Here is a 26,344-nt window from a genome sequence, read left to right on the forward strand (position 1 = left end):
CCGTGAGCACCAGTTACCGAGCCGAGCCCGACCGGTACCGCGACATGGAGTACCGCCGGTCCGGCCGCAGCGGCCTGAAGCTGCCCGCCGTGTCGCTCGGCCTGTGGCACAACTTCGGCCACGACCGCCCGCTCGACACCCAGCGCGCCATCCTGCGCCGCGCCTTCGACCTGGGCATCACCCACTTCGACCTGGCCAACAACTACGGCCCGCCGTACGGCTCGGCCGAGGAGAACTTCGGCCGCGTCCTCGCCACCGACTTCCGGCCGTACCGCGACGAGTTGGTCATCTCCACGAAGGCCGGCTACGACATGTGGCCCGGCCCGTACGGCGAGTGGGGCTCCCGGAAGTACGTGACCGCGTCGCTGGACCAGTCGCTCGCGCGGATGGGTCTGGATTACGTCGACATCTTCTACTCGCACCGCTTCGACCCCGACACCCCGCTGGAAGAGACCATGGGCGCGCTGGACGCGGCGGTGCGGGCCGGCAAGGCGCTCTACGTCGGCATCTCCTCCTACTCCCCGGTTCGGACGGCCGAGGCCGCGGCGATCCTGCGCGAACTCGGCACGCCGCTGCTGATCCACCAACCGTCGTACTCGATGCTGAACCGCTGGATCGAGGACGACCTGCTGGACGTGCTGGAGCGTGAGGGCGTCGGCTGCATCGGCTTCTCGCCGCTGGCTCAGGGCATGCTGACCGACCGCTATCTGAAGGGCGTGCCGGAGAACTCGCGGGCCACCGCCCAGAGCTCGCTCTCGACGGACTGGCTGACCAAGGAGAACCTGGACAAGATCCGGGCGCTCGACGCGATCGCCGCGCGGCGCGGGCAGAGCCTCGCCCAGCTGGCGATCGCCTGGACCCTGCGCGACCCGCGGATGACCTCGACGGTGCTCGGCGCCAGCAGCGTCGCCCAGTTGGAGGCGAACGTCGCCGCGCTGGAGAACACCGCGTTCACCGACGACGAGCTGGCCGAGATCGACCGGTACGCGACGGAGTCCGGCATCAACCTGTGGGCCCGGTCGAGCGGATCCTGATCCGCGCGGGGCCGCAGTCGACGGTCACGCTCCGCCGCTGATTCGCCTCCGCCCGCGGCCTGCGGATGCCGGCGGCAACTCGCGACACAGGACGAGCGGGCGGGTCTCGTGACCCGCCCGCTCCTCAGCGTTCCCGGCTGGTCGGCGCACCGCGCCTACCGCCACCCGCTCCGGTCAACGCCGGCGACGGCTGGGCTCCGGGATGTTCGCCTCGACCTCTTCGTGGCGGACCTGCTCGTCGATCGGCCGGTCTTCGACCACCTCGTCCTTGGCCAGGCGGACCCGCTCGACGGGTACCTGTTCCTTGCCCACGACCGGACGCTCGGCGCGCAGGGTCATGTCCTGCTCGGCCCCGGCGATGTCGGCACGGGTCTTGCCCGCGTCCGCGGCCGTGATCGGCTCCCGCTGTACGTAAGCCTCGTCGTGCTCGACCGGAACCGTGGTGTGCACGTTCTCGGTGACGACGTACTTACGCAGCACAGCCTTGCCCGCCGGCTGGCTCTCGGTACCGACCCGCAGGCGCTCCTCGGACCGGATCAGGTCCTCGCGGCCCTGCGGCGCCCGTTGGGGAGCCGGCTGCTGTTGCTGCATCCGGTAATGCGCGTACAGCTGCGCGGTCTGGTCGGCGTTGAGCGGCTGCTCGGCGCCCGGCTCCACGGTCGGGGCACTCTTGACCGTCGCCTTGTCGTAGGCGACCATCAGCCGGCCGTCCTGCATCCGCGCGTCGCTCAGCGGGGCCATTGACTCGTGGTGCCCCATGATGCCGGTCTTCACGCTGACCCACGTCGGTTGCCCAGCGGTATCGGCCCAGACCTCGGCCACCTTACCGATCTTGGCACCCGATCGATCCTGGACGTCCTGGCCGTACAGCGAGCGCACCTGCTGTTCATTGAATCGCACTGGTCGTCCTCCTCTCGCGCGTCAGCCACTGGGTACCCGACGGCGACACAGCCATTCGTCCCCCGGGCTCTCCCGTAGCAGCGGATAATGCCGCGCCGACCGGACATCCGGAGCGGAGCGGGCTTTCCGCCCCGCGCGTCGGCAGCGGGCGTGGGGTGGCGACGGCCAAGCGTCAGCGGAGTGCGGCCCGCACGCCTTGACGGCGGCGCGGCGCGTCAGGCGGCCGGCGAGCGACTATCGTGAAACCGGTCGCGGTGGGCGTTGCTGGCGACGGCTCGCTCAGGCCGATACCGCCGTACGGTGCCTGGTGGAATTGGAGCCCCCGGCCGGGATCGAACCGGCGACATCTCGCTTACAAGGCGAGTGCTCTGGCCAGCTGAGCTACAGGGGCGCGTGCGTCGTCGCCAGCATAGCGACTGACGTCCGGATATCCCGCTTGCCAGGCATCCCAGCACGGGAAACGTCAACATCCCGACCGTCCCGGCATCGCCCGCTCACGATGACGGACGGCGATTGGTGTCTGCCCGTGCCCGGATGCCCGGAATGCGTATGCCGTCGCTCGCACCGAGATCGTCTCGTCTTGGCAGCGGCGGAAAAGCCGTTTACCGTGCAGTGACACGGACGACATGTCCGGCCGCCACGCGACCGCACCCGCCGCCCGTTGGCCGGCGCGGGCACGCGTCGGTCGCTCCTTCACTCGGATCGTCCGGCACGTTCCTGCCGGTGAAAGGAAGCGCTCCACCATGGCTACGGTCACCTATTCCAAGGCGTCCCGGATCTACCCGGGCACCGAGCGTCCCGCCGTCAACGAGCTGGACCTCGAGATCGGCGACGGCGAGTTCCTCGTCCTGGTCGGCCCCTCCGGTTGCGGCAAGTCCACCAGCCTGCGGATGCTCGCCGGCCTGGAGGACGTCGACGCCGGCTCGATCTACATCGACCAGCGCGACGTCACCCACCTCCCCCCGAAGGCCCGCGACATCGCGATGGTCTTCCAGAACTACGCCCTCTACCCGCACATGACGGTGTACGAGAACATGGCGTTCGCGCTCAAGCTCCGTAAGACCTCGAAGTCGGAGATCGACCGGCGGGTCAAGGAGGCGGCCGGGCTGCTCCAGCTGGAGGAGTACCTGGGCCGCAAGCCGAAGGCGCTCTCCGGTGGTCAGCGCCAGCGGGTGGCGATGGGCCGGGCGATCGTCCGCGAGCCGCAGGTCTTCCTCATGGACGAGCCGCTGTCGAACCTCGACGCCAAGCTCCGGGTGCAGACCCGTACGCAGATCGCGTCGCTCCAGGCCAAGCTGGGCGTCACCACCGTCTACGTGACCCACGACCAGGTCGAGGCCATGACCATGGGTCACCGGGTCGCGGTGCTGCTCGACGGTGAGCTCCAGCAGGTGGACACCCCCCGGGCGCTCTACGACACCCCGGCCAACGTCTTCGTCGCCGGCTTCATGGGCTCCCCCGCCATGAACATCAAGACCGTGCCGCTGGCCGAGCAGGGCGCCGAGTTCGCCGAGATGCACATTCCGCTGACCCGCGAGCAGGTCGAGGCGGCCAAGGCCGAGGGCGGCGACGGCAAGGTCACCGTCGGCTTCCGGCCGGAGGACTGCGACCTGGTCAGCCCGACCGAGGGCGGCATGCCGGTCGTGGTCGAGCTGGTCGAGGACCTCGGCTCGGACGCCAACATCTACGGCCACGCGGCGCTGGGCGGCAGCTCCGAGCGGTTCGTCGTCCGCACCGACCGGCGCAGCATGCCGAACATGGGCGACACCGTGTTCGTCAAGCCGCGCACCGGGCGCAGCCACGTCTTCCACGCCACCACCGGCAAGCGGATCTGACGTACGCAGTAACGAAAGGGCGGTCCGCTTCGGCGGCCCGCCCTTTTCGTCGTGCCCGAGGGGCGCCAGTCATGCGACGAGGCCCCTTCCCCCACCACGTCCGGTGGGGAAGGGGCCTCGTCGACGTCGTTACAGTGCCGCCGCGCGGCGGCGGGCCACCTCGGCGAGCGTGACCGCGGCGGCCACGCTGGCGTTCAGCGACTCCACCTCGGAGATCATCGGGATGCTCACGGTCAGGTCGCAGGTCTCGCCGACCAGCCGGGACAGCCCACGTCCCTCGGAGCCGACCACCACGACCAGCGGCCCGACCGCGGCCTCCAGGTCGTAGAGGTCGGTCTCGCCGTCGGCGTCCAGGCCGATGACCATGAAGCCCGCGTCCCGGCAGGCCTTCAGCGACCGGGTCAGGTTGGTCACCTGGGCGACCGGAACCCGGGCGGCCGCGCCGGCGCTGGTCCGCCAGGCGGTCGCGGTGATCCCCGCAGCCCGCCGCTCGGGTACGAAGACACCCTGCGCGCCGAACGCGGCGGCGGAGCGGATGACCGCGCCGAGGTTGCGCGGGTCGGTGACCCCGTCCAGCGCGACCAGCAGCGGGGCGGTCTGCTCCACCGCGGCGGCGACCATGTCCTCGAACGGCTGGTAGGCGAACGGCGGCACCTGCAGGCCCACGCCCTGGTGCAGCACCCCGCCGGTCATCCGGTCCAGCTCGGCCCGGCTCACCTCCAGGATGGCGATGCCCCGGTCGGCCGCGGTCCGCACGATCTCGTTGATCCGGTCGTCGCTCTCCATGCCCTGCGCGGTGTAGAGCGCGGTCGCCGGCACGCCGGCCCGCAGCGACTCCACCACCGGGTTCCGACCGACCAGCAGCTCCGGGCTGTCCCGGGACGGGTTGGACTTGCGCCCCGGGGCCACCCGCGGGCCGGTACGGCCACCGGTCGGCTTGCCACCGCGACCGGCCGCGCCGCGACCGCCGCCGGTGGGCACGCCCCGGCCGCCGCCCTTGCCCCAGGTGGTGTCCTTCGAGCCGGGCTGGCCGATCTTGGGGGCGCGCCCCTCCTCGGCCGCGGCCCGACGCTCCTTGTCCTGCTTCCAGGCGGTGCGCTGGGGCAGCTTCTCGGTGCCCGAGTAAGCCTTGTGCCAGGGCCGCTCGTCGGCCGGCAGGGTCTTGCCCCGCCCGGCGAGGGCATCCCGGTTCTTGCCGCCAGAGCCCTTCGGGGCGCCCGCCTTCGGCGTCAGTCGCCGGCCACGGCGCTGCGAGTTGCCGGCCATCAGTCCTGCTCTCCAATAGTCCAACGGGGGCCCTGGGGGGTGTCCTCGACCACCACGCCGGCCTGCTTGAGCTGGTCACGTACCGCGTCCGCGGCGGTCCAGTCCTTGCGGGTGCGGGCCTGCGCGCGCTGCTCCAGGGCCAGAGCGATGAGCGAGTCCACCACTCCGCGCAGGTCGTCCACCCGCCCGCCACCGGTCCACACCGGGTCGAGGGGGTCGACCCCGAGGATATCCAGCATCGTGCGGACGGCGGCCAGCGTGGTGCGGACCGTCACATCGTCGCCGCCGGTCAGCGCCGTGTTGCCGTCCCGGACCACCTCGTGCAGCACGGCCAGCGCGGCGGAGGTGTTCAGGTCGTCGTCCATCGCGGCGACGAACCCGGTCGGCAGCTCACCGAACTGCCCGGCGCCGACCCGCTCCACGGCCCGCTGCACGAACCCCTCGACCCGCCGGTAGGCGGTGGCCGCCTCGCGGAGCGCTTCCTCCGAGTAGTCGATCCGGGAGCGGTAGTGCGCGGCGGCGTAGTAGTAGCGCAGCTCCACCGGGCGCACTCCGAGCGAGTCGACGTACGCCAGGTCGAGGGTGTTGCCGAGCGACTTGCCCATCTTGGCGCCGCCGATGCTGAGCAGGCCGTGGTGCACCCAGTAGCGGGCGAACGGCAGGCCGGCGGCCTGGGACTGGGCGATCTCGTTCTCGTGGTGCGGGAAGGTCAGGTCGAGCCCGCCGCCGTGGATGTCGAACTCGGCGCCCAGGTAGCGCCAGCACATCGCCGAGCACTCGATGTGCCAGCCGGGGCGGCCCCGGCCCCACGGCGACGGCCAGTAGGCGTCCTGCGGCTCCTCGGGCTTGGCGCCCTTCCAGAGCGCGAAGTCACGGGGGTCGCGCTTGCCCCGGTCGGGGGCGTCGCCGGCGGACTGCATGTCGTCCGGCGACTGGTTGGAGAGCGACCCGTAGGCCGGCCACGAGGCCACGTCGAAGTAGACGTCGCCGGAGCCGTCGACGGCCGGGTAGGCGTGCCCGTCGGCGATCAGCTTGGCGATCAACTCGTGCATCTCCGGGATGTGCCCGGTGGCCCGCGGCTCGTAGGTCGGCGGCAGCACGTTGAGCGCCCGGTAGGCGGCGCCCAGGATCTGCTCGTTGGCGTACGCGATCGACCAGAACGCCTGACCCCGCTCCATCGCCTTGACAAGGATCTTGTCGTCGATGTCGGTCAGGTTGCGGATGAAGGTGACCTGGTAGCCGGCGACCATCAGCCAACGACGCAGGATGTCGTAGTTGACGCCGGAGCGAAGGTGACCGATGTGCGGCGGCGCCTGCAGGGTGAGACCACACAGGTAGACCCCCACCTTGCCGGCTTCCCGCGGGACGAAGTCCCGCACCGATCGGGTGGCGGTGTCATACAGGCGTAGCGTCACCGTACAAGGGTAGCCGTCCGTACATTTCGGGGGCGGCCGGTGCCGCGTCGTACGCTCTCTGTCATGGACACGGCGGCACGGCCCGGCGGCGCCCCGCCCGACGCGCCCACCGGCCCCGGCGGCGGGTCGGCAGGCACCGGCGGGATGCCCGGCGGTGGGTCGGCGGGTGAGACGGCGCAGACCCTGGAGCGCGGGCTACGCCTGCTGCACCTGGTCGCCGACGCGCCGGGCGGGCTGACCGTCACCGAGGCCGCCAACCGGCTGGGCATCGGCCGGGCCGCCGTCTACCGACTGGCCGGCCCGCTGACCGGGCACGGAATGCTCCGCCGCGACGAGGCCGGCCGGCTGCGTCTCGGCGCCGGCGTGCTGCACCTGGCCCGACGGGCCCAGCCGCTGCTCGCCGAGGGAGCGCTGCCCGCGCTGCGCCGCCTGGCCGAGCAGGCCGGCGCCACCGCGCACCTCACCGTGGTCGAGGGCGGTGAGGGGGTCGCCCTGGCCGTGGTGGAGCCCAGTTGGACCTCGTTCCACGTGGCGTACCGGACCGGGGCTCGGCACCCGCTGGACCGGGGGGCCGCGGGCCGGGCGATCCTGGCCGGCCGGGCCGGTTCCGCGGCACCGGTGGCCAGCAGCGGCGAACTTCAGGCCGGGGCATACGGGGTCGCCGCACCGGTGCTCGGGGTGCCCGGCCTGGAGGCGAGCGTCGGCGTCGTCGCGCTCGCCCCGCTGGACGCCGAGGTGGTCGGCGCCCAGGTACGCGCCGCCGCCACCGCCATCACCACCGCCCTCTCCTGACCCGCTCAACACGATGTCGCCGACATGGCGGTCTCGATCGCGCGGTGATACCGCCATGTCGCCGACATGGAGTCGATCAGAAATACCATGCCGGCTGCGGTACGGACCGGTTGTCCACAGGCGCCGGCTGCGGGACGGTCGGCGCTCGTCCACAGGGCTGCCGCCGGCCACCCGACGAAGGCGAGGGTGGGCGCATGCCTCCTCGTCCCCACCTACCAGAATCACTGGCCTGGCGGGTCTTCCGCGGCTCGGACGCCATCCGGCAGTGCCTGCTCACCCGGCACCAACTGCGCGGCGCTTCCTGGGTCCGGCTCCTGCACGACGTATATGCGGACGCCCGCCTCGACCGTGACCACCAGCTGATCTGCGAGGCCGCCCTCCTGCGGCTGCCACCCGGAGCGGTGATCGCCGGCCCCTCGGCCGCCTACCTGCACGGAGTCGAGCACGCGGCGTCCTTTACCGACGACGTGCACGTACTCGTGCCGAGGACGGCCCGGGTCGACTCCCACCGGGGCATTCGGGTGCACACGGCCGAACGTAGGTCGGCGATGGCCGGCGTCCACTCTCCGTCGACCGGCCGTCCGGCTGCCTCGGCCAGCGACAGTTTTCTCTACACGGGCCGCCGGATGCCCCGCTCCGACCCGACCGCAGCGGCCTGGGAGACGGCCGTCTGGCTGGATCCCGTCCGGGCGGTCGGCATCGTGGACGCCCTCCTCGGGCAGGGGCTCACCGACGACACCGCGCTGTCGGGCATCGCCACCCGCCACCTCGACCGGCCCGGTGGCCGCCGCGCCGCCTGGGTCTTCGGCCTCGTCGACGCGGGCGCGCAGTCACCACCCGAGTCCCATCTGCGGGTACGACTGGTGTTGGCGGGATTGCCACGTCCGGTCGCACAGCACCCGGTGCCGGTGGCCTCCGGCCTGATCGTGCATCCCGACCTGGCGTGGCCCGAATACCGGGTCGCCGTCGAGTACGACGGCCACTGGCACGCCGACGCCGACCAGTTGCACGCCGACCGGCGGCGGCTCAACCATCTGGTCGCCGCCGGTTGGCTCGTGCTGCACGTGACGAGCCGGCGCCTGCACCGCGAATTTCCCGCCGTGGTGCGGGAGGTGCGATCCGCGCTCCTGTCGCGCGGTTGGCGTCGCCCGTGATCGACACCAGTACGCCGATAAGGCGGTGTCAGCAGCGCTCCGATGCCGCCAGGTCGCCGACATGGAGTCGATCAAGCACGGCGACGCACGGGACGGGTCGATCACGCGGGCGGGGCCCGGTCGAGTGGTCGACCGGGCCCCGACGGGGAGGCGCGTTACGGGCGGGCGTTCGGCTTGAGCGGGGTGGTCACCGCGGCGTACGCGTCGACGATCCCGTAGCCGTAGAAGCCGTTGAAGTTGAGTCCACCGGCGCAGTAGGCGTCGAAGGTCTCGTCCCGGCCCTCGTTGCGGTACTGCTGCAGCCGCGGCTCGGGGCAGGCGTGCTCGGCCGCCGTCCGGTAGAGGTGCTGCTCGACCAGGTCGGGCGACATGCCGAAGCCGCCGCGGCCCTCGGCCTTGCCGTAGCGGCTGACGATGAGCGCGGCGACGCCGGCGGCGTGCGGCGACGCCATCGAGGTGCCCTGCAGGTAGGTGTAGTAGCCGCACTCACCGTTCGGCTTGCACTGCTTGAAGACCTCGTTGGCGATCCGCGGGTCGATGTTGCCGTCCGCGTCCACCCGGGGGTCCGGGATGTCGGCCGAGATCGGCTCCTCCTGGAGCACCTTCTTCGGGTACGTCGAGAGGATCATGTTGGCCGGGGTGCGGAACGTGTCGGTGCCGAAGCCGTCCCGGAACCAGCCACCCGGCGCGGCGATCGAGATCTGCTCGGTGCCGTAGTTCGAGTAGTCGGCCTTCTTGCCGGACGGGCCGACCGACGACACGCCGATCACGTGCGGGCCCTCGGCGGGCAGGTCCCAGCAGCTCTCGTTGTCGATCGGCCGCGGGTACGGGTCGGCGCCGTAGTCGGGGCTCGTCTCGTCCACCCGCGGGTTGCCGAGGTCCTCGTTGTTGTTGCCGAGCGCGCCGACGAGGGTGACGCCCCGGTTGTGGGCGTAGGTCAGCGCCCGCTTCATCGCCTTGATGATGGCCCGCTGCTCGGCTTGGTCCGCCGGCGAGTCGGCCGGGTTGGCGGTGCAGTTGTAGAGCCAGGGGTCCACGTAGAACGACATGTTCACCACGTCGAGCCCGGACTTGCCGGCGTAGAGCAGCGCGTTGACCACCGGGTCCAGGAAGAAGTACCCGGAGTCCTGGCCACCCTTGAGTTCCACCAGGGACACGTTCGGCGCCACCCCGGAGAGGCCGAAGCCGTTGGCCGCGGCGCCGATGGTGCCGGCCACGTGGGTGCCGTGCCCGCCGTCGTCGGTGCCGACCGCGTCGAGGCAGCTGGGCACCTCGCACGGGCCGTCGACGTCCACCAGGTCGGGGGCGAAGTTGCGCGACAGCGACCAGTTGAAGTTCGGGGCGATGTCCGGGTTGCTGGCGTCGACGCCGGTGTCCAGGACGCCGACGGTGACCCGACGGTCGCCGGGCTCCACCTTGCGGGCCCGGTCGGCCCGCATCATCTCCAGGCCCCAGAGCTTGTCGTCCAGCGGGTCGAGCTTCTTGCCGCGCCGGTCGGCGGCACCCTTGGTCTTCGCGGCGGCCAGCAGGTGCTCCTGCTCGACCAGGTCGAGCTTCGGCTTGCGGCCGATGGCCTTCTGCTCGGCGGCGCCGATCAGCGCGGAGGCGGCGGTCGCCTTGGCGGCGAAGTCGGCCCGGTCACTGCGCACCTGGTAGAGGCCGACCTCGTCGGTCCGGGCGGTGACCGTGCCGCCGGCCGCCCGGATCGCGGCGATCGCCGCGTCCGCGCCGACGCCGTCCTCGGCGACCACGGTGAACGTCCGGGAGCTGGTCGGGGCGGCGCCCGCGGGCACCCCCAGCCCGGTGACCGTGAGGGCCAGCACCGCCGTCGTGGCGACGGCACCGGCGGTGAAGCGTCTGCTCACCACATCGAGTCCTTCCGTTGCGGAAACGTGCCAGCCATCACACCGCACCGGCGGGAATTCCGCCACACGACAGTCCCAGGCCAAGGGCAGCCACCTTCACGCCGGCTGGCGCGGAGGTCCACCGGGGAACCACCGTCATCCGCTGGCAGTCTCGCGATCGTCCAGAGCGGCCAGCAGTTGCGACAGCTCCGCCACGGTGGACACCTCGCCGTCCGGGACCAGGCCCGGCGGACGCGGCAGGCCGAGGCGGTTGAGCCAGACGGCGCGCAGGCCGGCGCGCTGCGGCCCCCGCACGTCGTGCTCGATCGAGTCGCCGACGTAGACCACCTGCGACGCCGGACCGCCGGCCGCCGCGACCACCGCGGCGTAGAACTCCGGCGCCGGCTTCTTGGGCAGCCCGTTCTCGTGCGCGTACAACTCGAAGCTGAACTCGCCGGCGAGCCCGCAGCGTTCGGCGCGGCTGTTGCCGTTGGTGGCGAAGCCCAACGTCCAGCGCCGGCGCAGTGCCGCCAGCGCGGGCAGCACGTCCGGAAACGGTCGGGTGAGCGCGAACCGCCGCGCGAAGAAGAGCGCGGCGATGTCGTCCAGGTGCGCTTCGAGCCCGGCCCGGGCCAGCGAGCGGGCCAGCGCCGCCCGGCGGATCTCCATGACCGGCGCGGCGCTCAGTTCGCCGAAGACCGCACCCCAGTCCGACTCCACGTCCGCGAGCGACACCCCGGCCGCCGCCGGGGTCAGCCGCCGCATCTCCTCGAGTACGGCCACCAGCCCGCCGGTCACCGCCGGCCGCAGGTCGAGCAGGGTCTCGTCGGCGTCGAAGACAACGGTGGTCAGCACGCCGAGAAGAATCTCACCGGTCGCCGGCGAGCACCGGCTCCCGGTCGGCGTCCGTCGCCGTCCGGCCTTCGCGCAGTTCGGCGAGGCGGACCAGCGCGACGCCGGCGATGATCAGCGCACCGCCGAAGAGCTGCACCACGGTGGGCAGTTCGCCGAGCACCAGCCAGGCGATCAAGACCGCGAACATGACCTCGGTGAGCCCGACGAACGACGACAGTCGGGGGCCGAGGATCCGCGCCCCGGCGATCCCGGTCAGGTACGCGACCACGGCCGCGACCAGGGACAGGCCGGCGATCGGCACCAGCCAGCTGGTCTCCTGACCGGCGAACTCGACGGTGCCGAAGCTCGCGTGCAGGGGCAGCACCCCGACCAGGCCGAGCGCGAGCAGGGCGGCGGCGCCGACGGCCATTCCGCCGCTGGCCAGGACCACCGACGGAAGCTCGGCGTCGACCCGGCCGGCGAGCACGAAGTAACCGGCCAGCCCGACGGCGGCGCCCAGCCCCCAGAGCACACCCACCGGGTCGAGCCGGCCGGCGCCGGTGAGGTCGAGGACGAAGACCAGCCCGGCCAGAGCGGCCACCGACCCGGCCACGGTCAGCCGGCGGGGACGCTGCCCGTGGACCAGCCACGTCCAGGCCACCACCAGGATGATGCCGAGGTATTCCAGCAGCAGGGCGACGCCGACCGGCAGGTAGCGCACCGCGTTGAAGAAGCAGACCTGGGCGAGCGCCACGCCGAGCAGGCCGAAGACCCCGACGACGCTGAGGTTGCGCCGCAGCACGTGCCACTTGCCGCGCAGCGAGAGCGCCGCCGGCACCGCCACCACCACGGCGGCGATCCCGACCCGGGCGATCACGGCCGACGGCGCCGACCAGCCGGCCTCGATCAGCGAGCGGGCGAAGGTGCCGGAGGTGGCGAAGGTGACCGCCGAGAGCAGCGCGAGACCGAGGCCGAGCCCGGCGGCGGGTGGTTGATGCATCGGGCGCTCCTTGGCACGGCGGGGCGGTCATGGGCAAACTATGGGTATACCGATGACGCTAGGCGGCCACCCCGACAGGAGTCAAGTTGCTTTTCGCCCATGACACCGAGTGTTCGCTGACCGCCGCCACCGCGCTGGTCAACACCGGCGGCAGCGACGGGGAGGGGCTGCCCGACGTCGCCGCGCTGGACGAGTTCTATCTGACGCACGCCTACACCGGACGCCACGAGCACACCCGGGCCGAGCTGGATTCGGTACGCGAGCTGCGCCCCCGCCTGCGCCGGATCTGGGAGGCCGACACCGACGAGATCGTCGCCATCGTCAACGGCCTGCTTCGGGAGAACGACGCGCTGCCGCAGCTGATCACGCACGACGACGAGCCCTACCACTTCCACGCCGTGCCCCGGGACGCGCCGCTGGCCACCCGGATGGCGGTCGAGGCGGCGATGGCCGTCGCCGACCTGGTCCGCAGCGACGAGCTGAGCCGGCTGCGGATCTGCGATCACCCCGACTGCGACAACGTGCTGGTGGACCTCTCCCGGAACCGGTCCCGCCGGTTCTGCGAGGCGGGCTGCGGCAACCGGGCCGCCGTCACCGCCTACCGGGCGCGCAAGGCCGCCGGTCGGCAGTGAGCCGGCCGGCCGTCAGCGGGCCCGCCCGGTCAGCAGCCAGCGGGTGACGGTGATCCGGAACAGCAGGTAGGGGCCGTCCGGCGCGCCCGCGGTGATGTCCCAGCCGTCGTACCGTTGGCGGAAGCCGGCGATCACCTCGGCGGGGAACGGCGGGCGCAGCACGGCGGCATGCCCCTCGGCGACTACCGGGGCGTCCCCGCCCGGCAGCGCGAGCGACACCCGCGGATCGGCGGCGACGTTGCGGACCTTGCGATTCCGCTCGGCCGTGCCCACCCACCACTGCCCGTCGAGGAAGAGGTACCAGACCGGCGTCAGGTGCGGCGAGCCGTCCGGCCGCAGCGTGCACAGCCACACCACCCGCTCCCGGTCGATCCGGGCCAGCACCTCCGCGTCGGGCACGGCGGTCACGTCAGCGCGGCGGCGCGGCCACGAAGACCGCGCCGCGGGCCCGGCGCAGCTCCGCCAGCAGGAACGCCGCCGGCGTCGTCTGCCCACCCGTCATCGCCAGCCGCCCTCCAGCCGATCGGAAACACTTCCGACCGTACTGGCCCCGACCCAAGGCTGCGAAGGAGCCGACGGCGCGTTGATCAAGAGGTTCGCGTCAAGTTCGATCTCCTCGATGACGCGAACCTCTTGATCACTGGGCTCTCGTGGCCCGCCGGGTGATGACGCGGACGACTCAGCTCGAGAGGAGGGGCGCCCATGCCCGGCACGACGCGGTCGCCGACCTCTATCAGCTCAACCCGCACGACGGCGCTTCCTGGCCTGGGCGCCCCGGATCGGGCTGCGCCGGCCGGAGGACGGCCCGCACGGCTGAGCGCCCGCCGGCTCAGGGGTGGGTCATCCGGAGCAGGTCGAGCGCCTCGTCGAGCTGGGTCTCGGAGAGCTTGCCGCTGTCCAGGTGCCCCCGGGCGATCACCACCTCGCGGATCGAGGTCTGCTTGGCCAACGCCTCCTTGGCGATCGAGGCGGCCTCGTCGTACCCGACGTACCGGTTGAGCGGGGTGACGATCGACGGCGAGCCCTCGGCGTACGCCAGACAGACCTCGGCGTCCGCGACCAGGCCGACCACCAGCCGGTCGGCGAAGAGCCGGCTGGACGCGGAGAGCAGCCGGATCGACTCCAGCAGGTTGCGGCCCATCACCGGCAGCATGACGTTGAGCTCGAAGTCACCCTGGGAGCCGGCGAAGGCGACCGTGGCGTCGTTGCCGATGACCTGGGCGCAGACCTGCCGCATCGCCTCGGCGACCACCGGGTTGACCTTGCCCGGCATGATCGACGAGCCGGGCTGGAGGTCGGGGATGCGCAGCTCCCGCAGACCGGCGCGGGGGCCGGAGCCCATCCAGCGGATGTCATTCGCAATCTTGTAGAGCCCGACGGCGATGGTGCGCAGCTGCCCGGAGGTCTCCACCAGCGCGTCCCGCGCGCCCTGCGCCTCGAAGTGGTTACGCGCCTCGGTCAGCGGCAGCCCGGTCGACTCGCGCAGCTTCTCGATGACCGCGGCGGCGAAGCCGAGCGGGGTGTTGATGCCGGTGCCCACCGCAGTGCCGCCCAACGGCAGCTCGGCCAGCCGGGGCAACGCACCCTCCAGTCGCTCGATCCCGTAGCGGACCTGTGCGGCGTAGCCGCCGAACTCCTGGCCGAGGGTCACCGGGGTGGCGTCCATGAGGTGGGTACGCCCGGCCTTCACCACGGTCTCGAACTCGGCCGACTTGCTCTCCAGCGCCTCGGCCAGGTGGGTCAGCGCCGGCAGCAGATCGTGCGCCACGGCCTGGGTGGCGGCCAGGTGGATCGAGGACGGGAAGACGTCGTTGCTGGACTGTGAGGCGTTCACGTCGTCGTTCGGATGCACGTCGCGGCCCAGCTCCCGGCCGGCCAGGGTGGCGATCACCTCGTTGGTGTTCATGTTGGACGAGGTGCCCGAGCCGGTCTGGAACACGTCGATCGGGAACTGGTCGTCGTAGCCGCCGTCGGCCACGTGCGCGGCGGCGGCGACGATCGACGCCGCCACGTTCGCGTCGATCACGCCCAGCTCACCGTTGACCTCGGCCGCCGCGCCCTTGATCTGGGCCAGCGCCCGGATCTGGGCCGGCTCGATCCCCCGACCGGAGATCGGGAAGTTCTGCACCGCGCGCTGTGTCTGCGCCCGCCACAGCGCGTCGGCCGGCACCTCCACCTCACCCATCGAGTCGCGTTCGATCCGGTAGCCGGTCGCCTCTGGAGTCGTCACACGTACCATCCTGCCGCGCCGTCCGCCGACGTGCAGGTGATCGCGCGCACGCCCGGGTCAGTCCAACTCGGCGAGGAGGCGCTCGACCTCGTCCCGATCCGGCGCCTCGACCTGCCGGAACAACGCCAGCGCACGGGTCCAGTGAGCCCGCGCGGCGACCGGGTCCGACTCCCGCAGGCAGCGGGCGATCCCGTCCAGCGCCCGCGCCTGCTCGTGCCGGACATCCAACCGGGTGGCGTCCGCCAGCACCCGTCGATGCAGGTCCAACGCGCTACCGGGATCCCCCGCCGCGAGCAACGCCCGCGCCAGCAGGTTCCGCGACGCGCACTGCCCGCCCCGGTCGCCCGCCTCGATCATCGCGACCAGCGCCTCCCGGTGCCGGTCCAGCGCCACCTCCGGGTGGCCGCCCGCCCGCTCCAGGGCGCCGATCTCGTTGAGCAGTTCGCCGACGCCGTACCAGTTGCCGAGCCGACGCTTCATCGCGAGCGCGACCGTCAACCGGCGGACGGCCGGCTCGCCGTGCCCGAGCCGGGTCCGGGCGATCGCCACATGCCCCATCGCGTTCACCGTGTCGTAGAGCGTGCCGTGGGTGCGGGACAGCAGCAGTTGCCGGTGGGCGACGGCGAGCGCCTCGGCCGACCGACCGGCGGTCAGCAGGATGGATGCCTGGTTGGTGAAGACCGCGACGACGCCCGCCTCGTGTCCCTCCCGGCGAAGGATGGCCAGCGCCTCGTCCAGGTGCCGCAGGGCGACCGTGGCGTTGCCGATGAGGGACTTGAGTGCCGCCAGGTTCTTGTGGGCGCCGGCCAGACCCACCCGGTCGCCCAGCCGCTCCCGTAGCCGGAGGGCGATCTCCATGGACGCCACCGCGTCGCCGTAGCGGGCCTGGCGGTGATAGCCCGACGCGAGGTAGTTGTGCATCGTCGCTATCGCGGCCTCGTCGCCCAGCCGCTCCGCGGCCCGCAGCCCGGTCGAGTGGATCTCGATCAGCTCATCCAGATGGCCGTGCGAGTACCAGTAGCTCCACCCGGCGTAGGCGAGCTGCCAGCAGTAGGCTGCCCGGCCCTCCTGCTCGGCGAGCCGGACCATGGCGGCGATGCTGAAGCGGTGCTCGTCGAGCCACTCGATGCCCGGCGAGGCGCCCGTCTCGATCAGGTCCGCCCGCAGCGGCGGGGGCACCGGAAACGGCGCGGTCGTCGTCGACCGGTTGAGCTGACGCGCTGCCGCCGCGACCAGGTGCAGGTGGACGTTGAGCATCCGCTCGACCGCGGCGGACCGCTCGGCAGCGACCGCCGGATCGGCGATCAGCTGCTGGGCGTGGTCACGGACGAGGTCGTGGAAGCGGAACCGTCCCGGCTCGGTCTCCTCCGCCAGATGCGCGTCGACCAGCTCGTCGAGCAGGTCCTGCGCCTCGGCGAGCGACACGTCGGCCAGCGCGGCCGCCGCCCGGTTGTCGAACCGCGGCCCGGGGTGCAGCCCGAGCAGTCGGAACATCCGCTGCGCGGGCGGGGTCACCTGCGCGTACGACAGGGCGAAGGCCCTGCCGACGGAGCGCTCGCCGGCCACCAGCTCGGTGAGGGCGTCCCGCCCGCCGGCGAGCCGCGCGGCGAGGTCGGCGATCCGCCATCGGGGCCGGTGCGCCAGCCGGGCCCCGGCGAGCCGGATCGCCAGCGGCAGGTATCCGCACCGGCGGACCACCTCGGCGGCGGCCTCCGGCTCGGCGGCCACCCGTTCGACGCCGACCACCTTCGCCAGCAGCTCCAGCCCCTCGTCCGGGTCGAGCACCGCGAGCGACGACGGCCGCCCCTCGTCCAGCCCGGTCAGCCGCCGTCGGCTGGTGATCAGCGTCAGGGTGCCCCGACCGCTGGGCAGCAGCGGCGCCACCTGGCCGGCGCTCGCCGCGTTGTCCAGCACCACCACGGCCCGCCGATCGGCGAGCTCGCTGCGCCACAGAGCGGCCCGCTCGTCCTCGTCGACGGGGATCCGCTCACCGGGCACGCCGAGCTGGCGCAGCAGCGCGGCGAGCGCCGCCGCCGGGGACACCGGTTCACGCTCGCTGTGCCCGTGCAGGTCGATGAAGAGGTGCGCATCGGGGTAGCGCTCGACGAGCGCGGTGGCGAGGTGGATCGCCAGGGTGGTCTTGCCGCTGCCCGCCATGCCGTCGATGAGCTGGACCGACGTGTGGTCCTCGTCGATCTCCTTCACCAGCCGGGCCAGTGTCTCCTGCCGGCCGGTGAAGTCGCTGATCGCCCGGGGCAGGCAGCGGACCGGGGCGGCCGGCAGCCGCTCCGGTGCGGACAGGGCCAGGTCACCGGCGAGTACCCGCTGGTGCAGCTCCTGCAGCGCGGCGCCGGGCTCGATGCCCAGTTCGTCGGCGTAGAGCCGCCGGCCGTCGCGGTAGACGGCGAGAGCCTCGGCCTGTCGGCCGACCGCGGCGAGGGCGAGCATCAACTGGGCGCGCAGCCGTTCGCGCAGCGGGTGCTGGTCGACGCTCTCGGTCAGCTCGTCGAGCAGCTCGGCCGCGTGCCCGAGGCGCAGCTCGATGTCGACGCACTCCTCCAGCGCGGCGAGCCGGTGTTCGTCGAGGGCCTGCGCCCGGCGCCGCACGCTCCGGCTCGGGATCCCGCTGAGCGCCGGGCCACGCCAGAGGGCCAACGCCCCGCGGAAGTGCCGGCGGGCCTCGGCGAGTTGACCGGCGGCGAGCGCCGCGCGGGCGACGTCGACGCCGCGGGCGAAGACGTCGGCGTCCAACTCGTCCGGCCCGATCCGGACCGCGTAGCCCACCGGGTCGGTGACGATGGTCTGCGGCGGCACGTCGAGCTGGACGAAGCGGCGGCGCAGGCGGGACACGCAGGTCTGCAACTGGGCGCGGGCGGTGGCTGGCGGCCGCTCCTCCCAGACGGCGTCGACCAGCTCCTCCACCGGCACGATCCGACCGGAGCGCAGCAGCAGCATGGCGAGCACGGTCCGGTCGCGACCCGCGGTGACGGTGGCGTCGCCACCGCCGACCCGCAGGGGCCCCAGGATCCCGAACCGCATCTACTCTCCCCGCACTACAGGTGCAACTTCTCAGCAGGGTAGCCCGACGGTGACAGTTGGTCCCCGGCCGGTGATAGCGATGTGAGAGCGGTTCGGCAGCTACTGAGGCCAGACTCCTTGCGGGGCGTCAGTGTGTTGGCGTCCGACGGGGGCGGTGCGCCCGCAGCCCAGAGGTGGCGGGCGCACCGACGTCGACCGTCGCGGCTCCGGCAGACGAAAAGGGCGCCGGGCGGAAGCCCAGCGCCCTTTGTGCACTGACGCGGCAGGTCAGCGGCGGCCGACCGTCAGCACCGGCTTGGTGACCTCGGCGAAGAAATCGTTGCCCTTGTCGTCGACCACGATGAAGGCCGGGAAGTCCTCCACCTCGATCTTCCAGACCGCCTCCATGCCCAGCTCGGCGTATTCGAGCACCTCGACGTGGCGGATGCAGTCCTGGGCGAGTCGGGCCGCCGGGCCGCCGATCGAGCCGAGGTAGAAACCGCCGTGCTGCTGGCAGGAGCGGGTCACCTGGGCGGAGCGGTTCCCCTTGGCGAGCATCACCTGCGAGCCGCCGGCGGCCTGGAACTTCTCCACGTACGCGTCCATCCGCCCCGCCGTGGTCGGGCCGAACGAGCCGGAGGCGTAACCCTCGGGGGTCTTGGCCGGGCCGGCGTAGTAGATGGCGTGGTCGCGCAGGTACTGCGGCATCGGCTCACCCGCGTCCAGCCGCTCGGCGATCTTGGCGTGGGCGATGTCCCGGGCCACCACCAGCGGGCCGGTCAGCGAGAGCCGGGTCTTCACCGGGTACTTGGACAGTTCGGCGCGGATCTCGTCCATCGGCCGGTTCAGGTCGACCTTGACGACCGTCTCGGCGTCGAGCGTCTCGTCGGTGACGTCCGGCAGGAAGCGCGCCGGGTCGGTCTCGAGTCGCTCCAGCCAGACGCCCGACGGGGTGATCTTGGCGACCGCCTGCCGGTCGGCGGAGCAGGAGACGGCGATCGCCACCGGGCAGGACGCTCCGTGCCGGGGCAGCCGGACCACCCGGACGTCGTGGCAGAAGTAGCGGCCACCGAACTGCGCGCCGATGCCGAAGTTGCGGGTCAGCTCCAGCACCTCGGCCTCCAGCTCCACGTCCCGGAAGCCGTGCCCGGTCATCGAGCCGGAGGTGGGCAGCGCGTCGAGGTACTTGGCGCTGGCGTACTTGGCGGTCTTCAGCGCGTACTCGGCGGAGGTGCCGCCGATGACGATGGCCAGGTGGTACGGCGGGCACGCCGCCGTGCCGATCAGTCGCAGCTTCTCCTCCAGGAACTGCATCATCCGCGTCGGGTTCAGCAGCGCCTTGGTCTCCTGGTAGAGGTACGACTTGTTGGCCGAGCCTCCGCCCTTGGCCATGAAGAGGAACTTGTACGCGTCCGGGTGGCCGTCCGGGTCCTCGGCGTACAGCTCCACCTGGGCCGGCAGGTTGCTACCGGTGTTCCGCTCGTCCCACATGGTCAGCGGGGCAAGCTGCGAGTAACGCAGGTTGAGCCTGGTGTACGCCTGGAACACGCCCCGGGAGATCGCCTCGGCGTCGGCGCCGTCGGTCAGCACGTGCCGGCCGCGCTTGCCCATCACGATCGCGGTGCCGGTGTCCTGGCACATCGGCAGCACGCCGCCGGCGGCGATGTTGGCGTTGCGCAGCAGGTCGAGCGCAACGAAGCGGTCGTTCGGCGAGGCCATCGGGTCGTCGATGATCGACCGCAGCTGGGCCAGGTGCGCGGGGCGCAGGTAGTGCGCGATGTCATGCATCGCCTCGGCGGTCAGCGCGGTGAGCGCGGCCGGCTCCACGGTGAGGAACCGGCGACCTCCCGGACCGTGTACGACGTCGACGCCCTCGTCGGTGACCAGGCGGTACTCCGTCTGGTCGGGGCCGGTCGGCAGCAGGGGGGCGTACGAGAAGGCGGCGGCACTGCTCATGAGCGGAAAGCCTAGGGCAGACCGGTCGATCATTCCCACCCGCCGGGTGCCCGCTGGGACGCCGCTCTCATCCGGCCCAGGTGCGCGCGCATCGCGACCCGCCCCGGCCGGGCCGTCCCGCCCCGGCGCGGAACGCCGCGACCCGGTCAGCCGTCCGTGCCGCCGGCCGGATCGGGGCAGAGTTCACGCTTCGGCCCGCAGGTGCTGTCGTCGCCGGGCGGCGGGTTCGTGCCGCCCGAGCCCGGGACGCCGCCGTTGCCGGGTGGGGCGGGGTCGACCGCGGCGCCACCGAAGCGGACGTACCCGATCTCCCGCCCCTCGCCGATGATCATGCCGGTGGGACCGACGGCCAGCGCGTTCGCGGAGGTGCGCAGCACGGCCAGCTCCCGACCGTTGCGCGGGTCGAGGGCGACCAGCCGGGACGGCTTCTCGTCGGCGATCACCGCCGCGTAGGGAGTGAGCGCCGCTCCCGCCTTGCCACCGGCCGGTCGGGTCCAGAGCACCCGATCGGTGCCCAGCCCGCGGGCCGCCACCGAACGCTGGTCGCCCGCCCGGACCAGCGCGTACCGGTCGTCGACCGCGATCAGCTTCTGCCCCGCCTCGCCGACCCAGAGCAGCCGCCCATCGTAGCCGTCGAGCACCGCCTCCCGGGCGTCCGGCGCGACGCCGACCAGCACGTTCCGCGCGCCTTGCGGGTCCTCCCGCTGCGGGCAGCCGGCGTTGTCGGCGGTACGCAGGTTGATCCCGGACCGCTGCCAGACCTCCTGCCCGGTCGCCGGATCCCGGCCGGAGATCGCGAAGTAGCAGCTGCCGTCCTGGGATCGGGCGCTGATCCGCAGCAGCCGACCGCCGACCACCGAGAGCCGCTCCTCGCGGCCGGGCTCGACGTTCTGCAGCACCGCGCCGGTGGCGGTGTCCACCACGTGCACCCGGCCGTCGACCGGGAAGCCGAGCAGCGGCGGCACCGGCTCCGGGCCGGCGATCCCGTCCTCGATCCGGGGAGCGGTGAGCCGGCGGGTGCCGCGCAGCCCCGGGTTGTCGGCGAAGAGGCCGCTGCCGACGCCGGGCAGGAAGGCCGTCCACAGTGGCGCGGTGCCGCGCGCGTCCCAGGCGCTCAGGGTGCAGTCGGTCGGCTCGGTGCAGCGGGCGTCGAACAACATGTTGCGGTACGTCCAGACGGCCACCGCGTCGTCGTCCCGCCGCCGGGTCACCCCGGTCGTCGGGTCGAGCACTTCGTACCCCTTGACCAGCAGCTTGCCCACGACGACGACCGAGTTCCGGTCGGCGCCGGCGACCGCCGCCCAGTCCGCCTTGCGCTCCCAGAGCTGGTCGCCGGTGGCCAGGGCGCGCGCCTCGACGCGGGTGCGCTGCTCGACCACGACGGCGTCGCCGGCGAAGGTGACGCTCTTCGGGGTGCCGCCGATGCGCTGCTGCCAGACCACGTCCGGCTCGGAGATGGGCTCGCTCCGGTCCACCCAGTCCCACATCGCCGGGAAGGGGTTCCAGACCCCGGTAGCCGCGAGAGCGATGACCGCGATCAACGCGAGCAGCAACACGCTACGCGTTCTCAAGGCCGCTCCCCTTCGCCACACGCACACGGTAGCCACGATCAACGACGCGTCGGGCACGCGCGCCGCCGTGTCGCCGCGCTTTCTGCGCGAAGAGGTGTTATCGGGGACCGGCGGTCACCGGCGGACGGCAGACCGGACCAGCGGGAGCGTGCGATAGGGAATCTGCTCGGCCAGCGCGATGATCGTCGAGGCGCGGGTGATCCCCGCGGAGGAGACGATCTGGTCGATCACCCGCTGCAGGTCGGTGTTCGACCGGGCCACGATCCGGCAGAGCAGGTCGCTGGAGCCGGTGATGGTGTGCGCCTCCAGCACCTCCGGGATGGCGGCCAGGTGGGCGGTGACCGGGTCGTGCCCGTGCCGCTGGCTGATCTCCAGGGTCACGAAGCTGGTCACCCCGAACCCGATCGCCGCCGGTGAGATGTCCGGCCCGAAGCCGCGGACCACCCCCCGGTCGACCAGCTTGTCCAGCCGCGCCTGGACGGTGCCCCGGGCCACGCCGAGGCGGCGCGAGCACTCCAGCACACCGATCCGCGGCTCCTCGGCGAGCAGTTCGATCAACCGCGCGTCCAGCTCGTCGAGCTGTGCATCCTGCACACCATTCACGGGTGACCACCATACCGAATGTGCAACCTGACCAGCGATTACCCGGACAGTTGCCCACCTGGCCCCGGCCCGGCGATCCTCGCCACACAACCACCACGGCGGCCCACGAGGCCGGCCGGTACGCGAGGGAGGCCGCGATGACCCAGGCTATCGACCGACCGCAGTCGACCGAGGAGGTCGACGCCGACCGGCTCGTCGGCGCCGTCGACCACGACATCACCCACGACCCGTTCCCGGTCAAGGGCCTCGACCACGTGCACTTCCTGGTCGGCAACGCGAAGCAGTCGGCGCACTACTACTCGACCGCGTTCGGCATGACGTGCGTGGCGTACCGCGGGCCGGAGCAGGGCTACCGCGACCACGCCCAGTACGTGCTGACCAGCGGTTCGGCCCGGTTCGTGCTGACCGGCGCGGTCCGGCCGGACGCCGACGGCGCCGAGCACGTCGCCCGGCACAGCGACGGCGTCAGCGACATCGCGCTGGAGGTGCCGGACGTCGACGCCGCGTACGCGCACGCCACCGCGCAGGGTGCGACCGGCCTGGTCGAGCCGCACGACGTCAGCGACGAGCACGGCACCGTCCGGATGGCCGCCATCGCCGCGTACGGGGACACCCGGCACACCCTCGTCGACCGGTCCCGCTACACCGGCCCGTTCCTGCCCGGCTTCGTCGCCCGCGGCCCGATCGTGGACCGGCAGCCGATGATCGACGCCGGCACCCAGCCGAAGCGCTTCTTCCAGGCGGTCGACCACGTGGTCGGCAACGTCGAGCTCGGCCGGATGGACGAGTGGGTGGAGTTCTACAAGCGGGTCATGGGCTTCACCAACATGGCCGAGTTCGTCGGCGACGACATCGCCACCGACTACTCGGCGCTGATGAGCAAGGTGGTCGCCAACGGCACCCGCAAGGTGAAGTTCCCGCTCAACGAGCCGGCGATCGCCCGCAAGAAGTCGCAGATCGACGAGTACCTGGAGTTCTACCAGGGCCCGGGCGCCCAGCACATCGCGGTGGCCACCAACGACATCGTGGCCAGCGTCGACGCGATGCGGGCCGCCGGCGTCGAGTTCCTCGACACCCCCGACTCGTACTACGACGACCCCGAGCTGCGCGCCCGGATCGGCCAGGTGCGGGTGCCGATCGAGGAGCTGAAGGCCCGCAAGATCCTGGTCGACCGGGACGAGGACGGCTACCTGCTCCAGATCTTCACCAAGCCGGTGCAGGACCGCCCGACGGTCTTCTTCGAGCTGATCGAGCGGCACGGCTCGCTCGGCTTCGGCAAGGGCAACTTCAAGGCGCTCTTCGAGGCCATCGAGCGGGAGCAGGAAGCCCGCGGCAACCTGTAACACTTGCCAGCGTGACGCAACCCCCGTCGTACCCGATGCCGCCGGCCGGTGGGCCCCCACCCACCGCCGGCGGCTTCGCGCCCCCCGCCGGTCCGGCACCCCAGCCGTACACGGTCCCGCCGCAGTACGGTCCGCCCGGGCACCCGCCGCCGCACCACCCGTATGCCGGGCCGCCCCATCCCGCGCCACCTCCGACGCTGACCCCGGCCGGGCAGCCGCTGGCCAGCTTCGTCGACCGGCTGCTGGCCTGGTTGCTCGACGCCGCGATCGCGGGCGGGGTGGCGATGCTGCTGTTCATGCCGGTCTTCCTGGTGATCTGGTGGAACATGCTCACCGAGATGACCCGGACCAACCCGGACGGCACCCTCGCGCAGCCCGACCCGGGCACGATGGTCACCGAGGTCATGCTCCCGCTGCTGCTGGCGGAGCTCGGGCTGCTGGTCGTGATGCTCGGGTTCTACTGGCTCTACCACGTCGAATACCTCAAGCGCGGCGGCCAGACGCTCGGCAAGAAGGCGATGCGGATCCGGGTGGTGCCGCTCGACCCCAGCCTGACCCTCAACCGGGGGATGGCCGGCCGGCGGTGGCTCGTGCAGTACCTGGCCGCCACGTTCGTGCCGGGCCTCAGCTACCTGGACGGGCTCTGGCAGCTCTGGGACAAGCCCTGGCAGCAGTGCCTCCACGACAGGTTCGCCGGCACGGTCGTCGTTAAGGTGTCTGCGTGAGTGTGCAACCCGGCTGGTACGTCGATCCCGCCGATCCTGAGACCCGGCGATACTGGGACGGCGAGGGCTGGCTCGGCGCGCCCATCCCCGTCGACGCCACCCCACCGGACGGTCCGCCGCCGGTCGAGCCTCCGCCCCCGCCGGTCGAGCAGCCGGTCGCGCCCGGCCAGTCGCCGGGTTCGGCGCCGCCCGCAGCCACCGGCCCGGGCTACCCGCCGCCCACCGCCGGACCCACTGCCGGCTGGCAGGCCCCACCGGGCTACGGCCAGCCAGGCGTGCCGGGCTACGGCCAGCCAGGCGGTCCCGGCTACGGCCAGCCGGGCGGGCCGGGCCACGGCCAGCCGGGCGGGCCGGGCCACGGCCAGCCAGGCGGTCCCGGCTACGGCCAGCCGGGCGGCCCCGGCTACGGCCCGCAAGGTGGGCCGCCGCCCGGCTGGGCGCCGCCGGGCTGGCCCGGACGGCAGCCTGAGCCGCGGCCGCACGGGCTGCCGCTGGCCGGGTACGGCAGCCGGCTGGTCGCCCGCCTGATCGACTTCGCCATCCTCCTCGCGCTGAACGTCGTGGTGAACGGCTGGTTCGTCTGGCGGCTCTACCAGGAGCTGGCGCCGTACTGGCGGGAGATCTTCCGCCGCGCGCTGGCCGGCAACTCCTCCACCGACGGGCTGCCGCAGCCCGGCGAGCAGGCCGGCCTCCTCCAGGTGGTGATCCTGGTGATCGCCGCCGGGCTCTGGCTGGCCTACGAGGTGCCCGCCATGGCCTCGTCCGGCCAGACCTTCGGCAAGCGGGTGATGCGGATCAAGGCGGTGCCGCTCGCCGCCGACCAGCCGCTCGGCTTCGGCCCGGCGCTGCGCCGCTGGAACACCCTGGGCGGCGTGCCCACCCTGCTCTGGTACTGCTGCGGCCTCGGCCTGCTGCTCCAGGCGATCGACGCGCTCTCCCCGCTCTTCGACCACCCGCTGCGCCAGGCGCTGCACGACAAGCGGGCGCGGACCGTGGTCGTGCAGGTTCCCCGCAGCACCGGTTCCACCACCTCGGACGACCGCACCGACCCCTCGGGAGACATTCCATGACCGACACCGGACGTCACCAGCCGGGGCCGCGACTGACCCGCGCCGACCTGGACGCGCTGCCCAGTTACGTGCCCGGTCGCAGCCCGGCCGATCTGGCCCGCGAGCTGGGCCTGCCGGAAGCGATCAAGCTGGCCAGCAACGAGGTCCCGTACGGCCCGCTGCCCGGTGTGGTGGAGGCGGTCGCCGAGGCCGCCGCCGGGGCGCACCGCTACCCGGACATGGGTGTGGTCGCCCTCCGCGACGCGCTCGCCGAGAAGTACGGGGTGGACGCCGACCGGATCGCCACCGGCTGTGGATCGGTGGCGCTCGCCGAGCACCTGGTACGGGCCACCTGCCTCCCCGGCGACGAGGTGGTCTACGCGTGGCGCTCGTTCGAGGCGTACCCGATCATCGCGGCGACCAGCGGTGCGACCAGCGTGCGGGTGCCCAACGACGCCGACCACGGTCACGATCTCGCCGCCATGGCGGCGGCGGTGACCGACCGGACCCGGATGGTCCTGGTCTGCAACCCGAACAACCCGACCGGCACCGCCGTCCGCCGGGCGGAGCTGGACCGCTTCCTGGACGCCGTCCCCGACGACGTGCTCGTGGTGATCGACGAGGCGTACCGGGAGTTCGTCACCGACCCGGACGTGCCGGACGGGCTGACCTACCTAGACCGCCCGAACGTGGCGGTGCTGCGTACCCTCTCCAAGGCCTGGGGCCTGGCCGGGCTGCGGATCGGTTTCCTGGTGGCCCAGCCCGAGGTGGCGGCGGCCGTCCGCAAGGTGGTCACCCCGTTCTCGGCGAGCCTGGCCGCCCAGGCCGGCGCGCTCGCCGCGCTCAAGCAGGCCGCCGAGGTGCAGCGCCGGTGCGCCCTGATCGTCGCCGAGCGGGACCGGATCACCGAGGCGCTGCGCAAGTTCGTCCCGGACGTGCCGACCAGCCAGGCCAACTTCGTGTGGCTGCCGCTCGGCGACCGCGCGGTGCCGTTCGCAAAGGCGTGCGAGGCGCGCGGTGTGATCGTCCGGCCGTTCGCCGGTGACGGGGTCCGGGTCACCATCGGCACCCCGGCCGAGAACGACGCCTTCCTCGCCGCCGCCGAGGCCGCCCTGGCCTGACGCCGGATCCGGTCCGGTCCGC

At 72.6% G+C, this 26,344-nt stretch carries 21 protein-coding genes and 1 tRNA gene; 9 read left to right on the top strand and 13 right to left on the bottom strand.

Annotated features, from left to right (window positions below):
- Positions 1–44: 44 nt before the first annotated feature.
- Positions 45–1,034, top strand: a complete 990-nt coding sequence (mgrA, locus tag ACIBBA_RS02495; protein ID WP_396693426.1) for an L-glyceraldehyde 3-phosphate reductase — start codon at positions 45–47, stop codon at positions 1,032–1,034.
- A gap of 174 nt (positions 1,035–1,208) precedes the next feature.
- On the opposite strand, the gene ACIBBA_RS02500 is transcribed toward mgrA, so the two are convergent.
- Positions 1,209–1,934: a PRC and DUF2382 domain-containing protein gene (locus tag ACIBBA_RS02500; protein ID WP_396692994.1), complete on the bottom strand. Its 726-nt coding sequence runs from the start codon at positions 1,932–1,934 to the stop codon at positions 1,209–1,211.
- A gap of 314 nt (positions 1,935–2,248) precedes the next feature.
- A tRNA-Thr gene (locus ACIBBA_RS02505) sits at positions 2,249–2,325 on the bottom strand.
- 352 nt (positions 2,326–2,677) lie between these two features.
- On the opposite strand from ACIBBA_RS02505, the gene ACIBBA_RS02510 reads away from it, so the two are divergent.
- Complete coding sequence (locus ACIBBA_RS02510; RefSeq protein ID WP_357055826.1) at positions 2,678–3,769, top strand: sn-glycerol-3-phosphate ABC transporter ATP-binding protein UgpC; 1,092 nt, start codon at positions 2,678–2,680, stop codon at positions 3,767–3,769.
- Between the two features lie 129 nt (positions 3,770–3,898).
- Here ACIBBA_RS02510 and rlmB read toward each other — a convergent pair whose 3' ends face one another.
- Positions 3,899–5,035, bottom strand: coding sequence for a 23S rRNA (guanosine(2251)-2'-O)-methyltransferase RlmB (rlmB, locus tag ACIBBA_RS02515; RefSeq protein WP_396692997.1), 1,137 nt, complete (start codon positions 5,033–5,035; stop codon positions 3,899–3,901).
- Positions 5,035–6,450 (bottom strand): cysteine--tRNA ligase, encoded by a 1,416-nt coding sequence (gene cysS / locus ACIBBA_RS02520; protein WP_396692999.1) that lies wholly within the window; start codon positions 6,448–6,450, stop codon positions 5,035–5,037. The genes rlmB and cysS overlap by 1 nt, the downstream gene beginning before the upstream one ends.
- 63 nt (positions 6,451–6,513) lie before the next feature.
- On the opposite strand from cysS, the gene ACIBBA_RS02525 reads away from it, so the two are divergent.
- Both ACIBBA_RS02525 and ACIBBA_RS02530 read left to right on the top strand, forming a co-directional pair.
- Positions 6,514–7,242: an IclR family transcriptional regulator gene (locus tag ACIBBA_RS02525; RefSeq protein ID WP_396693001.1), complete on the top strand. Its 729-nt coding sequence runs from the start codon at positions 6,514–6,516 to the stop codon at positions 7,240–7,242.
- Positions 7,243–7,436: 194 nt separating this feature from the next.
- Entirely contained in the window at positions 7,437–8,396 is a 960-nt protein-coding gene (locus ACIBBA_RS02530; protein WP_396693003.1) for a hypothetical protein, read from the top strand.
- Between the two features lie 155 nt (positions 8,397–8,551).
- On the opposite strand, the gene ACIBBA_RS02535 is transcribed toward ACIBBA_RS02530, so the two are convergent.
- The 3 genes from ACIBBA_RS02535 to ACIBBA_RS02545 form a co-directional block, all read right to left on the bottom strand.
- Positions 8,552–10,261 carry a S8 family serine peptidase gene (locus ACIBBA_RS02535; protein WP_396693005.1) on the bottom strand — a complete coding sequence of 570 codons (1,710 nt, stop codon included), beginning with the start codon at positions 10,259–10,261 and terminating at the stop codon, positions 8,552–8,554.
- A gap of 135 nt (positions 10,262–10,396) precedes the next feature.
- A complete protein-coding gene (locus ACIBBA_RS02540) occupies positions 10,397–11,095 on the bottom strand; it encodes an HAD family hydrolase (RefSeq protein ID WP_396693007.1) in 699 nt (232 codons plus the stop codon).
- A 13-nt stretch (positions 11,096–11,108) separates the two neighbouring features.
- Entirely contained in the window at positions 11,109–12,074 is a 966-nt protein-coding gene (locus ACIBBA_RS02545) for an EamA family transporter (RefSeq protein WP_396693009.1), read from the bottom strand.
- A gap of 86 nt (positions 12,075–12,160) precedes the next feature.
- On the opposite strand from ACIBBA_RS02545, the gene ACIBBA_RS02550 reads away from it, so the two are divergent.
- Positions 12,161–12,706 carry a CGNR zinc finger domain-containing protein gene (locus tag ACIBBA_RS02550; RefSeq protein WP_396693011.1) on the top strand — a complete coding sequence of 182 codons (546 nt, stop codon included), beginning with the start codon at positions 12,161–12,163 and terminating at the stop codon, positions 12,704–12,706.
- A 12-nt stretch (positions 12,707–12,718) separates the two neighbouring features.
- On the opposite strand, the gene ACIBBA_RS02555 is transcribed toward ACIBBA_RS02550, so the two are convergent.
- The 6 genes from ACIBBA_RS02555 to ACIBBA_RS02580 all read right to left on the bottom strand — a co-directional run bounded on the left by ACIBBA_RS02555 (position 12,719) and on the right by ACIBBA_RS02580 (position 22,084).
- The gene (locus tag ACIBBA_RS02555; protein WP_396693013.1) at positions 12,719–13,105 is read right to left on the bottom strand and encodes a pyridoxamine 5'-phosphate oxidase family protein; all 387 of its coding nucleotides are present in this window, start codon (positions 13,103–13,105) and stop codon (positions 12,719–12,721) included.
- Between the two features lie 430 nt (positions 13,106–13,535).
- Positions 13,536–14,945, bottom strand: a complete 1,410-nt coding sequence (locus ACIBBA_RS02560; RefSeq protein ID WP_357055801.1) for a class II fumarate hydratase — start codon at positions 14,943–14,945, stop codon at positions 13,536–13,538.
- Positions 14,946–14,993: 48 nt separating this feature from the next.
- A complete protein-coding gene (locus tag ACIBBA_RS02565; protein ID WP_396693015.1) occupies positions 14,994–17,975 on the bottom strand; it encodes a BTAD domain-containing putative transcriptional regulator in 2,982 nt (993 codons plus the stop codon).
- 267 nt (positions 17,976–18,242) lie between these two features.
- Positions 18,243–19,910, bottom strand: coding sequence for a fumarate hydratase (locus ACIBBA_RS02570; RefSeq protein ID WP_396693017.1), 1,668 nt, complete (start codon positions 19,908–19,910; stop codon positions 18,243–18,245).
- Positions 19,911–20,056: 146 nt separating this feature from the next.
- Positions 20,057–21,463 (bottom strand): PQQ-binding-like beta-propeller repeat protein, encoded by a 1,407-nt coding sequence (locus ACIBBA_RS02575; RefSeq protein WP_396693428.1) that lies wholly within the window; start codon positions 21,461–21,463, stop codon positions 20,057–20,059.
- A 132-nt stretch (positions 21,464–21,595) separates the two neighbouring features.
- Positions 21,596–22,084, bottom strand: a complete 489-nt coding sequence (locus tag ACIBBA_RS02580) for an Lrp/AsnC family transcriptional regulator (RefSeq protein ID WP_350873486.1) — start codon at positions 22,082–22,084, stop codon at positions 21,596–21,598.
- A gap of 137 nt (positions 22,085–22,221) precedes the next feature.
- On the opposite strand from ACIBBA_RS02580, the gene hppD reads away from it, so the two are divergent.
- Genes hppD through hisC form a run of 4 tightly spaced genes read left to right on the top strand, consistent with a single transcriptional unit; the run spans position 22,222 to position 26,322 of the window.
- Positions 22,222–23,427 (top strand): 4-hydroxyphenylpyruvate dioxygenase, encoded by a 1,206-nt coding sequence (gene hppD / locus ACIBBA_RS02585; RefSeq protein ID WP_396693020.1) that lies wholly within the window; start codon positions 22,222–22,224, stop codon positions 23,425–23,427.
- 11 nt (positions 23,428–23,438) lie between these two features.
- Positions 23,439–24,152, top strand: a complete 714-nt coding sequence (locus tag ACIBBA_RS02590; protein ID WP_396693022.1) for an RDD family protein — start codon at positions 23,439–23,441, stop codon at positions 24,150–24,152.
- On the top strand, positions 24,149–25,222 hold the full coding sequence (locus ACIBBA_RS02595) for an RDD family protein (protein ID WP_396693024.1): 1,074 nt from the start codon (positions 24,149–24,151) through the stop codon (positions 25,220–25,222). The genes ACIBBA_RS02590 and ACIBBA_RS02595 overlap by 4 nt, the downstream gene beginning before the upstream one ends.
- The gene (hisC, locus tag ACIBBA_RS02600) at positions 25,219–26,322 is read left to right on the top strand and encodes a histidinol-phosphate transaminase (protein WP_396693026.1); all 1,104 of its coding nucleotides are present in this window, start codon (positions 25,219–25,221) and stop codon (positions 26,320–26,322) included. The genes ACIBBA_RS02595 and hisC overlap by 4 nt, the downstream gene beginning before the upstream one ends.
- The last annotated feature ends 22 nt before the right edge of the window (positions 26,323–26,344 follow it).

The sequence above is a fragment of the Micromonospora sp. NPDC051006 genome (assembly GCF_044456245.1).
Classification (GTDB): domain Bacteria; phylum Actinomycetota; class Actinomycetes; order Mycobacteriales; family Micromonosporaceae; genus Micromonospora.